The sequence below is a fragment of the Methylophaga frappieri genome (genome assembly GCF_000260965.1).
Classification (GTDB): Bacteria; Pseudomonadota; Gammaproteobacteria; order Nitrosococcales; family Methylophagaceae; genus Methylophaga; species Methylophaga frappieri.
Genome location: NC_017856.1, coordinates 498,479 through 512,662, shown reverse-complemented (window position 1 = coordinate 512,662; position 14,184 = coordinate 498,479). Strand labels below are relative to the sequence as shown.

14 protein-coding genes are annotated in these 14,184 nt (G+C 44.8%); 5 read left to right on the top strand and 9 right to left on the bottom strand.

The annotated features are described in order from the left end of the window. Window positions 1-58: 58 nt before the first annotated feature. On the bottom strand, window positions 59-409 hold the full coding sequence (gene tnpB, locus Q7C_RS02350; RefSeq protein ID WP_008843233.1) for an IS66 family insertion sequence element accessory protein TnpB: 351 nt from the start codon (window positions 407-409) through the stop codon (window positions 59-61). 6 nt (window positions 410-415) lie between these two features. Beyond that, window positions 416-721 carry an IS66 family insertion sequence element accessory protein TnpA gene (gene tnpA / locus Q7C_RS02345; protein ID WP_008843234.1) on the bottom strand — a complete coding sequence of 102 codons (306 nt, stop codon included), beginning with the start codon at window positions 719-721 and terminating at the stop codon, window positions 416-418. A 94-nt stretch (window positions 722-815) separates the two neighbouring features. On the opposite strand from tnpA, the gene Q7C_RS02340 reads away from it, so the two are divergent. The 5 genes from Q7C_RS02340 (at window position 816) to Q7C_RS02320 (ending at window position 10,758) form a co-directional block, all read left to right on the top strand. Further along, window positions 816-2,819, top strand: coding sequence for an ATP-dependent DNA helicase (locus tag Q7C_RS02340; RefSeq protein ID WP_151194710.1), 2,004 nt, complete (start codon window positions 816-818; stop codon window positions 2,817-2,819). Beyond that, window positions 2,816-4,726, top strand: a complete 1,911-nt coding sequence (locus tag Q7C_RS02335) for a DUF7017 domain-containing protein (protein WP_008843236.1) — start codon at window positions 2,816-2,818, stop codon at window positions 4,724-4,726. Before Q7C_RS02340 ends, Q7C_RS02335 begins: the two co-directional genes overlap by 4 nt. A 123-nt stretch (window positions 4,727-4,849) precedes the next feature. Then, window positions 4,850-5,794 carry a thioredoxin family protein gene (locus tag Q7C_RS02330; RefSeq protein WP_008843237.1) on the top strand — a complete coding sequence of 315 codons (945 nt, stop codon included), beginning with the start codon at window positions 4,850-4,852 and terminating at the stop codon, window positions 5,792-5,794. 2 nt (window positions 5,795-5,796) lie between these two features. Next, a complete protein-coding gene (locus tag Q7C_RS02325) occupies window positions 5,797-7,185 on the top strand; it encodes a conjugal transfer protein TraH (RefSeq protein WP_008843238.1) in 1,389 nt (462 codons plus the stop codon). A gap of 3 nt (window positions 7,186-7,188) precedes the next feature. Then, window positions 7,189-10,758, top strand: coding sequence for a conjugal transfer protein TraG N-terminal domain-containing protein (locus Q7C_RS02320; RefSeq protein ID WP_008843239.1), 3,570 nt, complete (start codon window positions 7,189-7,191; stop codon window positions 10,756-10,758). Window positions 10,759-10,790: 32 nt separating this feature from the next. Here the strand turns inward: Q7C_RS02320 and eexS are convergent, their stop codons facing one another. The 7 genes from eexS to Q7C_RS02290 are packed head-to-tail and all read right to left on the bottom strand — an operon-like array spanning window position 10,791 to window position 14,158. After that, the gene (gene eexS, locus Q7C_RS13450) at window positions 10,791-11,222 is read right to left on the bottom strand and encodes an entry exclusion protein EexS (RefSeq protein WP_008843240.1); all 432 of its coding nucleotides are present in this window, start codon (window positions 11,220-11,222) and stop codon (window positions 10,791-10,793) included. Window positions 11,223-11,279: 57 nt separating this feature from the next. Beyond that, entirely contained in the window at window positions 11,280-11,813 is a 534-nt protein-coding gene (locus tag Q7C_RS02310) for a FlhC family transcriptional regulator (protein ID WP_000566753.1), read from the bottom strand. After that, the gene (locus Q7C_RS02305; protein WP_008843241.1) at window positions 11,810-12,109 is read right to left on the bottom strand and encodes a flagellar transcriptional regulator FlhD; all 300 of its coding nucleotides are present in this window, start codon (window positions 12,107-12,109) and stop codon (window positions 11,810-11,812) included. The genes Q7C_RS02310 and Q7C_RS02305 overlap by 4 nt, the downstream gene beginning before the upstream one ends. After that, on the bottom strand, window positions 12,106-12,654 hold the full coding sequence (locus Q7C_RS02300; RefSeq protein ID WP_008843242.1) for a lytic transglycosylase domain-containing protein: 549 nt from the start codon (window positions 12,652-12,654) through the stop codon (window positions 12,106-12,108). Before Q7C_RS02300 ends, Q7C_RS02305 begins: the two co-directional genes overlap by 4 nt. Further along, window positions 12,641-13,303: a DUF6475 domain-containing protein gene (locus Q7C_RS02295; protein ID WP_007105460.1), complete on the bottom strand. Its 663-nt coding sequence runs from the start codon at window positions 13,301-13,303 to the stop codon at window positions 12,641-12,643. The genes Q7C_RS02300 and Q7C_RS02295 overlap by 14 nt, the downstream gene beginning before the upstream one ends. After that, entirely contained in the window at window positions 13,290-13,580 is a 291-nt protein-coding gene (locus tag Q7C_RS14110; RefSeq protein WP_007105459.1) for a hypothetical protein, read from the bottom strand. The genes Q7C_RS02295 and Q7C_RS14110 overlap by 14 nt, the downstream gene beginning before the upstream one ends. Continuing rightward, on the bottom strand, window positions 13,538-14,158 hold the full coding sequence (locus Q7C_RS02290) for a hypothetical protein (protein ID WP_476638828.1): 621 nt from the start codon (window positions 14,156-14,158) through the stop codon (window positions 13,538-13,540). Before Q7C_RS02290 ends, Q7C_RS14110 begins: the two co-directional genes overlap by 43 nt. Window positions 14,159-14,184: the final 26 nt, after the last annotated feature.

The window sequence follows — 14,184 nt, the reverse complement described above, 5'->3', positions numbered from 1 at the left end:
ACAGTGTTTTTATGCCTATTATTATAGACTATTCTGATAGTCAAAAGTGAAAATAGTGTTAATAAAACCGCGTGTATTGGCATTTTTCAGGCGGTTTTTGTTGCGTAAAATCAATCCCTGACAACAACCACTGCAATTGCTGCATGGACAGCTCCATTGCTTCGTCGACAACACCGGGAAACTTAAATATCCCTTTTTCAAAACGTTTGTATAGCAGCCAAAAACCACCCGACTCCCAATACAACATTTTTAATTTGTCGGCCTTTTTATTTCTAAAAACGAAGAGCTGACCTGAAACAGGATTTTTTTGCAGCGTATCAGCCACCAAAATAACAATGCCATCGATCTGTTTACGAAAGTCAATCGGCTGCCGGTAAAACCAAATAGTGGTATTGAACGGTAACAGCATGGCTGATTATCTCGTGAGAAGGCTGGGTAACAGTGCCAGTAATTCAGGGGAGTGAATCACTAGACGTGCACCATTGGGATATTCTAGGACACCTAGTGGAACATCGGGTGCGGCTTTAGGTTGTGGCTGAAGTTGAGCCTTAGCTGTTACATTGACTGGAATAAATGCGTTTGGTGATTTGGGCTTATTGAATTTTTGAGACCAGTACACGAATTGGTGATAAACCAGCTTGTGACTGTCAGCATACTCCCGCTTAGATAGGCCGCTGCTATTGTACGCCTTAACATGAGTTTGCCATTGCTGTTTTTTCATGGGAATGCCCTCGATAAATGGAGGGGCGACTATGACAGGCCGTGCTGGCTCAGGCTAGAATGGTGTTTATAGATCGCTTACGTACTTTAGGGCTATTGGAAGAAACTATGTCCTAGCCGCGCCTACTGGAAAGGCATCAAAAGTAATTGCTAAAAAAACACAATCTCCCGCTTACACGATTCACAAGACAATCTATTCATTCAAAGATATTTCTGAGTATAAAGAAGACAACCTTGATGGGTCTGAGACATTTAAGTTCTATGCTCAACTGGCTGTCAATGAAATGTCTGCTGATACTGTCTACATTGTTGATGAATCGTCAATGATTGCAGATGTATATCATGAGGAAGAATTCTTTAGATTCGGTACTGGCTACTTGCTCAGAGACTTTTTCAAGTTTGTAAATCTAGACCATAATGACCACAGAAAAAAAGTAATCTTTATTGGCGATGATGCTCAGCTCCCACCTGTCGGGATGAATTTCTCTCCTGCTCTTGACCAGAAGTATCTATCTAGAGAGCACAATATCAAAAGCACTCTGTTTGAATTGACTGAAGTTGTTCGTCAAAAGTCAGGTAGCGGAGTCATGCTAAACTCCATAAACCTTCGTAAATCTTTAAAGAACGGGGTATTTAACCAGCTATCAATAGACTCAAGCTTCCCAGACATCATCAACGTAAGCCATGCAGACTTGTTAGATGTATATCTTGAATCCTGCAATAGAAAAATTAATGCAGAGTCTATAGTCCTTGCGCATTCTAATTCTGATGTCGCTGCTTACAATCGAAAAATAAGACAGCATTTTTTCCCAGATAACCCAGAGGTTTCTGCGGGCGATAAAGTGATGGCTGTAAGCAACAGTAATGCTTATGGGTTCTTTATATCAAATGGTGACTTCGGCCTGGTCAGAGAGATTTTAAGCCCAACCGAACGCAGACAAATAACCTTGCGCAGAAAGAACTCAGAAACGAACGAAGTTGAAGAGATTTCAGTTTCGCTAGCTTTTAAAGACGTCATTATTGGCTTTAAAGACTTAGAAGGAACTCCACATTTCTTCAACGCAAAAATTCTAGAAGACTTACTTTACAGCGAACATCCAGGTCTTACTTCAGACGAGAGCAAGGCCTTGTATTTGGATTTTTGTATCCGTCATCCACATTTAAAGCGCGGAAGTTTGGAATTCAAAGAGACCCTTCGATCAGATTCATATTTTAATGCTTTGAGGCTTAAGTTTGGCTACGCCATTACTTGCCATAAAGCACAGGGCAGCGAATGGAATCACGTGTTTGTAAAATGTAAAACACATCAGAGTCAGCTATCCGCTGATTATTTTCGCTGGCTCTATACGGCAATCACCAGAACATCAAAAAACCTATACCTTTTAGACCCGCCAAATATAAAGATTGGTGCTGGCATCAAAGCTGTTAACTCTCCAAATATATTAAGCTCTAAGGTAAGCAGCCAGAATACTCCCAAGTCAAACCATCAACATATAAACGCTAGCGACAACCCCATTGACACAGAAGAAGACAATAACTTCGGCATTCCACCCCATGCAAACTTTTCACTTGAGGTATTAGGACGAGTTCGAAGGCTATTAAAGGGATCCGACGTAAAGATCCAAGATGTTAGCCAAGGTCAGTACCTAGAAGTTTATTTTTTTGAAGTAAATAATGAGATCACGCGAATAGATATCGGCTATAACGGTAAGGGAAAAATTACGAGAATTACCGCCCCCACACAATCAGACCTTGGCCTTAGGTTACTAGACATACTTTCTCCTATTAATGGAATACTCATTGTTCCAGAGACCTCAGATTCGGACTCTGACTTCACGTTCAACGAAGAGTTTCTGAACGAATTTCACTCAAGGATTACACCTCTTGTGAGTGCGCTAGGAATCAAGATCAACAATGTTGAGTCAATGGATTGGAAACAGCGCTACACATTTATTCAATCTGGAGAGTGTGCTGTGATTGACATTTTTTATAACGGGAAAAATCAATTCACCAAGTACGCACCCGTTAATAATTCCTGCACATCAGATACGTTAGTTTCTGAAATTCAGACTGTTATAACTGAAGGACTTAGCTCGTGATTACTAGCAGGGACGTTTTTTCTACTCGCAAGGAAGGCAAGCTTGATGAAGCCTACAAAATGGCGATTGAGCTAATTAATAAGCCAGATAATGATGAATGGGATATAAAGGCTTTTGCTTGGTGCGTAATCGATTTAATTAAAAGAGACGCACAATCTGGAAAAAGTGAAAACATTCACCACTACTCTGATCAACTTCGAAACTTGAATATTGATGCATCAGACAAAATACTAACGGATCAAAGAGAGTATGCACTCAGGCTCAGCAACCCCAATGGCCAAGAAATTCTCAAAGCAAAATCATTAAGCAAGCAAGGCGATCATCATGGAGCGTTAAATCTTTATAAACGGATATACAATAATGGAGATCAATCTATTGATGTTCAAACCGGTTTAGCATGGGAGCTATACCGTGTCGCAAAAGCCATGACAGAACAAACGCAGGTCAATTTCAATGGCGCGAAAAGGTTCATTAATGACTACCTCAAACTAAACACGGAAAAACCATCTTTGTTGCACACTTGCATTCTTCAACTAGCAGACAAAATAGCTAAAGAAGGCAAGTTAAATATGGGAGCTTTTGCTCGCATATGGGGTTTAGAAAATCTTCGTCCTGAGGACTATGACCCATATATTTCCGATGACGGAAATTCATACCCGTCTCTAGCAGAACGTGTTATTCAACACGCCAGTAAAGATTCCTTCACGAATGACGCATACGAAGAATTAATCTATCTACTCCCCTATATCAATGATTGTATTAATAGATACCCAGATAATATCTGGCTGAAACTGAGCAAGGCCAGAGCATTGATGGCAACAAAGCAAAGTAATGAAGCTTTTTCCTATGGTCTAGAAGTTGTCAAAAATAAGATCAACGACTACTGGGCATGGGAGCTTCTCGGAGATATTCATCAATCAAACTCTCTCGATCTGGCAATTTCTTGTTACTGCAAGGCATTACTTTGCTCAAAAGATATTAATTTTGTTGGCAAAGTTAAAATCAAGCTTGCGGAACTCCTTTCAAAAATCGGCCTAGCTTCAGAAGCCAAATTGGAAATTGATAAACTTGTCAACTATCGATCAGAGAACAATCAAAAAATCCCTGAATCAGCAGAGATACTCATGCGCAGTACTTGGTATCAAGGCGCTATCAGCAGTAAATCGAATCATCAGCTCTACTTAGATAAAGCCACCCATGCAGAGGAGCTTTTATACAGTGATTTACCATGGATAAATGCAGTGCTAGGCGACAAATTTTTTATCGAAGGAAAAAAAGATAAAGCTAAACGCAAACTTTACGTTCAATCAAGTTCATTACCGATGGAAGTCACAATTCCTGAATCAAAACTAACTTTTGATGCTGGTAAACCAGGGGCCGCGTTAAAAATCAAGGGCGAGCTTGATAGAGAAAACCGCTTCCAAGTGTATGCAATTGAGCATCGATCATCAAATGATCACTGGGATATTTTCGAGCAGCAAATTGGAATTGTAGATCACGTCAATACAAGCAAAAAGCTAATACACTTTATGATTAGTAGAACAATTGATGGCGTAATTCATTTTTCAGATCTGTCTGAAAGGTTCAAAGAAGGCGATGCAATTTCATTACGTTTAGCCAAGTACACGAGCAGGCAAGGAACCCGTTACAGGGTACTTACATCTTCCAAAACAACAAACCCGATTCCAAGCAGCATCTTGAAGCCTTTTAGCGACGATATTCGAGAAGAAAATGGTATGGGGTTCACCGATGATGGAATATTCATTCCACCGCCTTTGATAAGAGAAAATAGCATTATTGATGGCGACTTTGTAACTGGCTATGCAGTTCTAAATTACAATAAGAAAAGGTCAGAATGGGGCTGGAAGGCAATTAGCATACTTGAAGTGAAAAGTAACTCTGATTAGGTGAAGTCAGTATCTAATAAATAATTGATAGTCAGAAACACACACGATTCCTTCATCTATCTGGCCAATCGCTCTAACGGGGATCTTTAGCATGTTAGCTCTGTGAAATTTCTGGAGCTGACAATGAGAACCCCCTTGTTACCTTGGTTCATCCTATGGGTGACCATCCCAATCATTATTTTCTTTCTATTCATTTTGCCCGCCCATGCCAGTGATGGGCCATTCTATCAGCGTGGTCAGGAAGGCTGGTTTTGGTATCAGGTCATTCCTGAACCTGAACTGCCTGATGAGCTGATAGAGCCGGAAGCTGGTGTCGTGGAGTCCAGTCAGAGCGAACTAAAGCCCTTCAGTGCCGCATGGTTCCGAGAGCATATGCAATCGTTTATGGACAAGGCAATTGATGAGCCGACGAATGAGAACGTCAGAGCCTATCTGTATCTCCAGCGCGTCATGATGGATAAGAGCTCACTATTTGCTGATGTAAGTCAGCAGGTGGTAATTGGCGATCCAGTTTTGGATGAAATCAGTCGCAGACCCTTGGCGACTTATGCCGCCAATCGGATGGATCGAGAAGCTGGCGCTCAGCGTGATGTTGCTTTAGGTGAAGTAGCGAAGCGAGCAGGCTTGTTCTTTTTCTATCGTTCGGATTGCCCTTATTGCCATGCTCAAGCGCCTATCATCGAATCTATAGCCTTGAACTATGGGTTCGAGGTGTTTGCTATTGCTGTCGATGGCTTGCCTTTACCCGGTGGAGAGTTTCCCAATTACAAAGTCGATTCAGGACAAGCTCAATCATTGTCCGTTACGACTGTCCCTGCCGTGTTCTTAGTTGATCCGCCTAACGTCATCACTTCGATTGGCCAAGGCGCAATGAGCCTTGATGAGCTCAATAATCGAATCATTCTTGCAGCCCATCAAGCTGGTTGGATTGACGATCAAACTTACTATGCCACTAGACCTGTTCAGCCCGGCGTGTCACTTGCGATGTCAGCCCAAGAGCTTAACGAGAAGATATTACAGGATCCTGAGTTCCTTGTTCGCTATCTGCGTGCACAAGGAGGGTTATAACGATGAAAAAAGTATTACGAGTATCGCTAATCGCCTTTGCGATTGGTTTTTCATCTATGAGCCAAGCAAGCTTGCAACAGGAGATGAATCAGTTGTTTGGTTCAATGACCAACACCACTGCGCCTGGTGTATTCGAGAGTCAGCGGCGTGGAGTTATATCTGGCGGAAGTGTTGTTGTTCGTAACAGGATCATGAACGAGAACCTCGTCTCTATGGTGCCTCCGTCATTTCAAGCCGGTTGTGGCGGCATTGATATGTTCGCTGGAAGTTTGTCATTTGTTAATGCAGATCAGTTTGTTCAATTACTTCGTTCTGTTGCTGCAAACGCCAAGGGATACGCATTCCAATTAGCGCTCAGTGCTATGTGTGAGAAATGCTCTCAGCACATGGAGACACTGCAAAAGAAAATCCAGCAGTTGAACGAATATTTTGGCAATTCCTGTCAAATGGCTCAGGGAGTTGTGAACGATACCCTGGCTGCTTTTGGTAAAAAGGGGCAAACAGAAGCCAGCATGTTGAGCTCACTTAAAGGGGCTGGAGACGTTTTTACCAGTTGGAGTGAATCCAATGGTAAGAACCCATATGAGAACGCTTCGAGTGTCGCGGCATCTGATGTGAACAAAACGATTAAAGGTAATTTGGTTTGGCGGGCCTTGAAACGTCACTCGGCATCAAGCTGGTTTGCATCGGGGGATGACCGTTTTCTTGAAGCGGTTATGTCGGTGACTGGTTCGATCATTGTTGGTGATCTTGCTAATGCCGCTGATGGCCAAGGTAAAGCCCCAAAACTGACCAGGCTGAATGGCAATAAAGTGACTATTGAGCATCTAATTCATGGCGGTAACGTCGCTATGTACCGATGTGACACAGTGACACAAGACGGCTGTCTAAATCCGACAATCGCTAACGTGACCCTAACCGGGTTATCAACTCAGGTCGAAAATTTACTTCTAGGTACAGGTTCTAGTAACGGCATTATTTTTAAATTTGCTCGAAATACAGGGGCTGCTAGCACCACCGAAAAGGCTTTTATGACCTCGGCTCCCGCGAGCATTGGCGGCATGATTCGAACACTTTCTGCATTAAATGAAGGGGCCGCTAGGTCGTTTGCTTCAAGAGCGGCACCATTTATTGCTGTTGAGATGGCCCGAGCATTGGTTGAAGACATGCTCAATGCAGCTAGAAGTACCTCCAGTGTGGAAGATCATGCCTATGCGAAGTTGTTAACGGAAGACCTTGAACGTGCACGTCGCCAAATCAATGAGGAGTACGCTGCGTTGCAGCGAAGATACGGCTCAGAGCAAGAGTTGCTGGCGCATTTTAACCAGGTGATTCAGACCATTCGCAAACAGCGTTATTACACCGTTAAATCTACGGCGCTGGGGGAATAGATAATGTGGGAAATCTATTCCATCGGGGATTCGGCTTTTTTAGAGCAGGTCTTGAACGCTGTCGCGATGATTACTGGTACAGGCGACTTTACTTCAATGGTTCGCATTGGCTTGCTCATTGGGGTATTGATGGTCTCTGTTCAGGCCTTAATGCAAGGTGGTCGAGGGATTAACTTTCAACACGTTTTAGTCTCATGGCTAGTCTTTGCAACCATGTTTGGGCCCAGTACCCGAGTGAGCATTGAGGATGCGTACACGGGACAAGTTCGAGTGGTTGATAATGTGCCCATCGGTGTTGCTGCCGCAGGCAGTACGATTTCGACTGTTGGCTTTCAAATCACGCGATTGTTTGAAACGGCGTTCTCAACTCCCGCCATGACGGAATACGGCTTTGCATCCAGTTTACAGTCACTGATTAAAGTGAGAAAACAGGTGATGGATCGCTCTGGGTTGGGTGATGCAAATCGTGTCGGCGGCTCGGATATCGAGCAATCGTGGTTTTACTACATCAAAGAGTGCACCTTGATTGGTATCGACATCGGCCAAAAGAACCTCGATCAGGTGCTGAGTGATCCTAACCCGATGACAGCGATTAGGTTTGATTCGCGCATTTATGGCACTCGAATCATGCTCAGTGGTAGCAGTAGCGATCTGGACTGCACCGATGCCTATAGCCAACTGAAACTCATGACAGAATCAACCTTCATTCCAAGGCTTAAACAGGTTCTGTCAGCCTCATTGGGGACTTCGTCAGCAACGGACACTGATGACGTGATCCGAAATGCACTGAATAACCTTGGTTTGGCTTCGGTTAACACCCAAGAGTATATGACCGCGTCAGTGCTTTTGCCTATTTATGAGCAAAGCGTGACGGGAAAGTATATGGATGATCAAGCTTTCACCGCAGCCGTTATGGTTAACCAAGCGATTGAGCAGCGTAATACGCAATGGGCGGCGGAGCAGACCCTGTTCCAGAGTATCGTTCGTCCGATGATGACGTTTTTTGAGGGGTTCATTTACGCCATCACCCCATTGATGGCCTTTGTGATAGCCCTTGGCCAAATAGGGATGCGAATGGCTGGGAAGTACTTGTTAATCCTGCTTTGGATTCAACTTTGGATGCCTGTCATGGCCATCATTAACCTGTATATTCATTTAACCGTTGCAGGGAAAATGTCTGCTCTTGATGCCTTTGCAGGTACAGAAGTGCCATCTTTTGCTGGGATGATGCAGATGGATTCAGTGCTGCAAACCTGGATAGCTACTGGCGGCATGTTGGCGTCGAGTGTTCCGGCGATTTCGCTCATGCTCGTTTATGGCTCAGCAATAACCGCTACCCACTTGGCTGGGCGTCTACAAAACGGTGATGCCATTGATGAAAAGCTGGCAAGTCCAGATGTCGCGAAAAATGCCCCGGTAATGCAATCACAGTCAATGTTCCAAAATTCAGCCCTCACTGGTTCTGCTATGACCGGCGCGTCAAACCTACTAAGCAGTTTCTCTGTCGGAAACGCAGTGGGTTCAATGGTCGGCTCTGCAAAAGAATCCATGACTCAGGCAACTCAAGCCTTTAGCCGTCAGGTTGGCAATACCATGAGTCGAACCTTTGGTGAAAAGCTAAGTTACGACAACCTTTCTTCGGTTGGACGTCAGATTGGTTCTTCTAACTCCGCATCTAGCGCCGTTGTTAATCAGGTTACTGATGACCTGCAAACTCGGTATGGTTTTGGAGACGATAAAAAAGATGCTGTACGTGGCTTGGTATCGGGCGTGCTATCGGGAGGCCTAAGGGTCGGTGGCGATGGAACCATTACTAATCCCGGTGAGAAAGAAGTTGCTGATAAGGGCTTTCTTGGAAGGCTTCTTGGTACTGGCGGCAATGATTCTCCACAGGGCAACTTGCCAGGAGTCGATAAGCCAGACTCATCTCGTGTACCAAAACTATCAAGGGTACGAGCAGGGCTGGATTTAGGTGGTAACTTTAGTGGCCAAGTTGAGTCGTCAGAAGGCAGTTCTCGATCTACGACCGCAAATACGCTCACTGGGGAGATGCATAGCTTGGCATCAAGTGATTCACGACGTGCTGAGTATCGCGATGCGATGGTTAAGGACCTTTCAGATTCAAGACGTTCTGGCGTTGAAATGTCGTTGTCTAACCAAGACTATCAGTCACTTCAGAGTTCAGCACAAGACGTTATCACGGCATCAAACCGTTTTAGTGAGCTTGATCAGGCCAGCTACAGTCTATCAGGACAAAGGAACACGGATGGTGCGACGTTAACTCGATTAGCAGCGGATAATCCTGAAGTCATGGATTATTTAGGTCGCTATATGAACCAGCATGTTGAAGCAGGTAACCGATTACGTGAAAACCTTCCAATGTATCAGCGCTTGCTACCTGATGATAATCAGGCGTATGTGGCCGCAGCTATGGAGTCTTTAACCTATAGCAACTCCTCAACGCCCGCTGAACGAGACAATGATTATCAAGCAGCAATGACTGTTATGGCCATGGCTACCGGAGCCGATTTACGATCAATTCAACCGCGCTCTAATGAAGGCTTGTCATCAGCTGCACCTACTTTTGGTGGTACTCAAAGCCAAGTTGAATCGGGTGTATTGGGCGGCTACGAGGATGCTGCAACAGTTCAAACTCAGTTCAACGCAGCTCAATCGGCTTACCAAACCAATCTGTCTGGTATAGATGGACAGTTGAATGCGCATCAGCAGCAAGCTCAGCAGGCCGTAGCTACTGACACAAGTACCTATCAATCTGGACTAAACAGTGAAGCTGGATCTCAGTGGCGATCACGCATTATGGCTGATGATAGCGGAGTTTCTGGTGCTGAAATGTTCTTCAACAGCGCCAGTGCTATTGGTGATTTCAGTGGCAAGCATACTGATGCAGCTCTGCATACCTTGAATCACTTTGGCGAAGACTATGAGAGTTACAAAGAACAAGCGCTTGAAGATCCTGGCTCACGAGGTTTCTTGCACAACGCAACGGTGGCCAGCAAATCAACCTGGGATGGGTTAAAAGCCGCCGTTGATGCCGGAACCTCTTTGGAAAATCCATTGACGGCGTTTAATGATGCATACAGTGGATCGAGTTCGCAGTATGCCTCCGAAGTAAACTGGGGCACTAAGTCTGAAGCCATGTTGGCGGGGGCATTTGGTGCGGCAGTTAACAATCGATATGGTGAGTTCTTAGAACAGTATGCCGATGATTTCAAACAGGAAGCATACAGCGAAGGGCAGAGAATGGGATTGACCCCGATTCAAAGTCAAGTGTTCGCTCAAGCTTTCAATGAAGGTTTGGCGGGACGCGTATTCAACTCTGAAGACTCATCGAGTTGGGCGCCTGAAATGCTAGGTCTAAGGGAGCAAATGCTAAATGAGTATCGTCAAAAGGATGAGAGTGGCGCTTACATTCCTGACAGTGTGTCCGAAGAAGATAAAGCATTTGTGGATAAGCAGATAGCGGTGATCTCAAATGCATCGCTTGCGGGAGATTATGCTCAGAACAACTTGATCGATATTAGGGCTTATAACCAGGCATCAGGAAGGAACTGAAAATAGAAGGTAGCCAGCTTGTGGTGGGCTGGCTATTTTTTTGGCTTTTTGGGATACCTTGGATAAAAGCCATCAAAAAACGAATGGAGCTTATACCAATACCATTTTTCTTCAATGCTCAAAGTTCTACCCGAATCTTTAACTTGGCTACTCAAGAATCTAATTCCAGTACAAATAGCTATGAAAAAGAGTCCCAAACCAACAATTGTCCAACTCGCTTGCCAATATGCGATTGCTAAAAGCATCGTGATGATGGCTATTAGGCCGATGGGGTTACAGGTCGCTTTGAATCCCAAGTAGCCGAAAAAAACGATGGTGCAGATCAGAAATGGCAAAGCCGCTAACTTGGCAGATGCCGTTAATATTTCTGATGGAAAAAAATGAGCCGCAGCCAAAGTCGCCAGAAAAAGTCCCAGTGATATAAACCAGCAGCGTGCTGGTAAAGATTTAAGTAAGTTTGTCATCTTCTTAGTACTCTCAAAGTGCACGGGAGGTGCACAATCAAATCATGCATCAGCATGTTAGTTCTCAAAAAGTGCTCTAGTGGTTTGCTCGGCCATAATCTCACACACAGGACATTTAAGCTGAATGCGCTGTTGAGATACCGTCAAATACAGACTACCGCATCGACAACGGTGTAAGGATGCAAGCTGTGACCTTAAATCACGAGCTAGAACCCAACCTTCATTGATGGTCAGTTTTTTCCATGGGATCTCAGCTGGAAGATCTGCTTCTTCTCTTGCAACCAAGTACGCATCGTAAGCCTTCATCAAAGCATCAATATTTAATTGCTTGTAGACATTGTCACCACCAATATTGACATAAAGCGCCATCAGCAGAGAGCCTTCAACTAAGGCTCTTCTACTTTTAACGATGGCATCAGATTCTGGCAATTGACCAGGACAAGGTGACTTGCCAGTCACTTCTTTGTGGAGCCTTCTGATAATGTGGATTGGCAAACCTGTATCGAGCGCGATGATGGTTGTTCGAAATCCGTATTTAATAAGCAGCGAGGCTCGGGTAAATAGCTCACTTTTGGACAGGTTATCAATCATGAATCCCCCTTGTTGTTTAGGGTTGATAATAAATAAGCGATTCTTGGGATACCTGTGCCTTTGCTCTTCACCATCTCAATCAGTTGGCTTTGGTTACCCCTTGGTTGAAACAGCATGAATGATGAGGTCGCCACTCGTTGCAGGTCGTCAACACCAGCATTAATCAGAGCATCAACTACGTCGCGTGTAAGTCCAAAGCGCAAGACGGCCTCTTGCGGATCAATTCGCGCCAATTCTCGTGCTGCGTGTAGGTACGCCAAATTTAATTGATAGAAGTCTTGTTGATTGGTTGTCATTGACGGACCTCCAGTTCATGTAAAATATTGCGATAGATAGAAAGCACTCTCTGCCCATACCAGCGTGCACGCTCTTCGTTCCAACTGTGATAGCGGCCTATGCCAAGCTCTAAATCATTTGGTGAAGACTTGATTGCTTCGGCCAAAATACTTGAGCCGACCGTAAGGTTGGTGATGGGGTCTAGCAGTTCCGCTGCTGAGCTCACCCGATGCCCATGCCAATGCAAATTGATTTGCATAAGGCCAATATCGAGCTGATATTTTTCAGTCTCTTGCAGTGCCTGGTTTAACAGTTGCTCTGCTTCTGTCTTAGATTTGGCGTAGGTTGCGTTTGAACCATTGCGAATTGCGTATGGCCATGGACTGGTCATGTTGAGACCACGATGTGAGGCCGACTCAGCCAAGGCAACGGCGTAGAGCATGACTGGATCAATACCAACGCTTTGTGCTGCTTTTTCCCACTGATAGCCCGGAAACGCATAGACTGAAGTGCTTGCGGACATGGCTATCACTAGGGCAATGGTTTTTGCTTTAATCGTTTTCATTTTTGTCCTCTAATTGATTTCCGAGAAGCGCCTGAATGGCTTTCGGGCTTATTCTTTTTAATGGCACTGCGCTAAAGTCGGCGATGCCTCTCGTATAAACTTGTGCCGCTTTTGACCAGTCGCCTACGGCAACAGGCGCTTGCATATCAAATCCTTTTTGCTGGTTCTGATGGTCTGCAATACCCTGTAATAGCCTTGGGTATTCACCCACTTCGTCCCGTAGCAAGTAAGCCTGGTAGCGTGTTAAAAACTCTTTTTGCTTAAAGGGGTATTCCCTGTCATCAACCTTGCAGAGTTCAACCCATCCACCCATGTCTGAAATCACGCGGTGGATAAGCGCATCGTCAAACATCACGGATGTCCAAGCGCCAACCTGACGAACAGCCTTGTCAACTTTGTTCCAAGCAACCATGGCTCTTGAACCTGAGTTGCCGTCGATATGCTTGATGACGTCAGCGGGCTTTGGAAAAAATTGCCCAGTATCCGGTGATTGAATATGCCGAGTCAGACCGATTCGCACTTCTTCAATGCTATAAGCACGAAGGGCTTCAAATGCGATGGATAGCAATTGTGGTGATACGCTTTTGCCATACATGGCCCAAGCTGCTCCCCAAACTTCAGCAAACTCGCGTTTATCAACCTCCTGCACTTGAACGAACCTCCCGAATACCTGGTCCGGCCCAGCTTTCAGCAATGCGGCGATTGCTTTCTTCAATATTCAATTGGTGATTGCTGCCCTTTAGGCTCGTCGATGATTGCTGTACTTCATCAATGCGAACGTACTCGTCTTCCCATTGCCGGTTTAAAAGCCAGTTATGTGGCATAGGGGTCTTAGTCCGATCTTGATACTGTAATCGGTTGTCTCGTTGCTCTTTCCAGCGTGTTAGCACTTCCAAGGCGAGTTCATGGTCTTCATTGAGGCCCATGCGTAGCCATTCTTCTTTGGCTTTCGCTTTTTTTCTTTGCGTATTTGTACATCCCAGAAGTCTTCAAACTGTATGTGGTCAACAGTTTTAACTGTTGGTTTATTGCTTCTCTCAGAGTCATCCGACCGTTGAGAGTCCCTTACCGGGTTGCCATCAGGCATAAACAATGATGAAAATTCTTCTGGTAGCCGAGCTTGAAAAGCGGCAAGAGATTTCAAAAGCGATGCCATACCAATGAAGTCGGCAGGTACATCTTTAAGCAACCGAAAGGCTGCCTTACCTTGGTTTGGGTTTTCGATTGGGTTGTGCTTCAGAAAGCTTCGAATCAAAGTCCAACCAGATGCCTCGCAACGAATCAGGAACTGATCTTGTTCTAACTCACTTAACGTCTTGGCAACCTGTTGCTCATCCCAGTTCAAGTCAGAAGCAACGTAACCAATCGGCAGTCGAAAGCAGCCAAGCAAATTACAATGTGGGCATGTAAGCAAATACAGTCCTAGCAACTTCGCTGAGTCACTCCAGGACAAAACATTTTGCTTTAGCCAAAAGCGGGTATAGACCTTGCCATAATCACGCATGGAGGAACTCGCTTTTGTGTTTACGT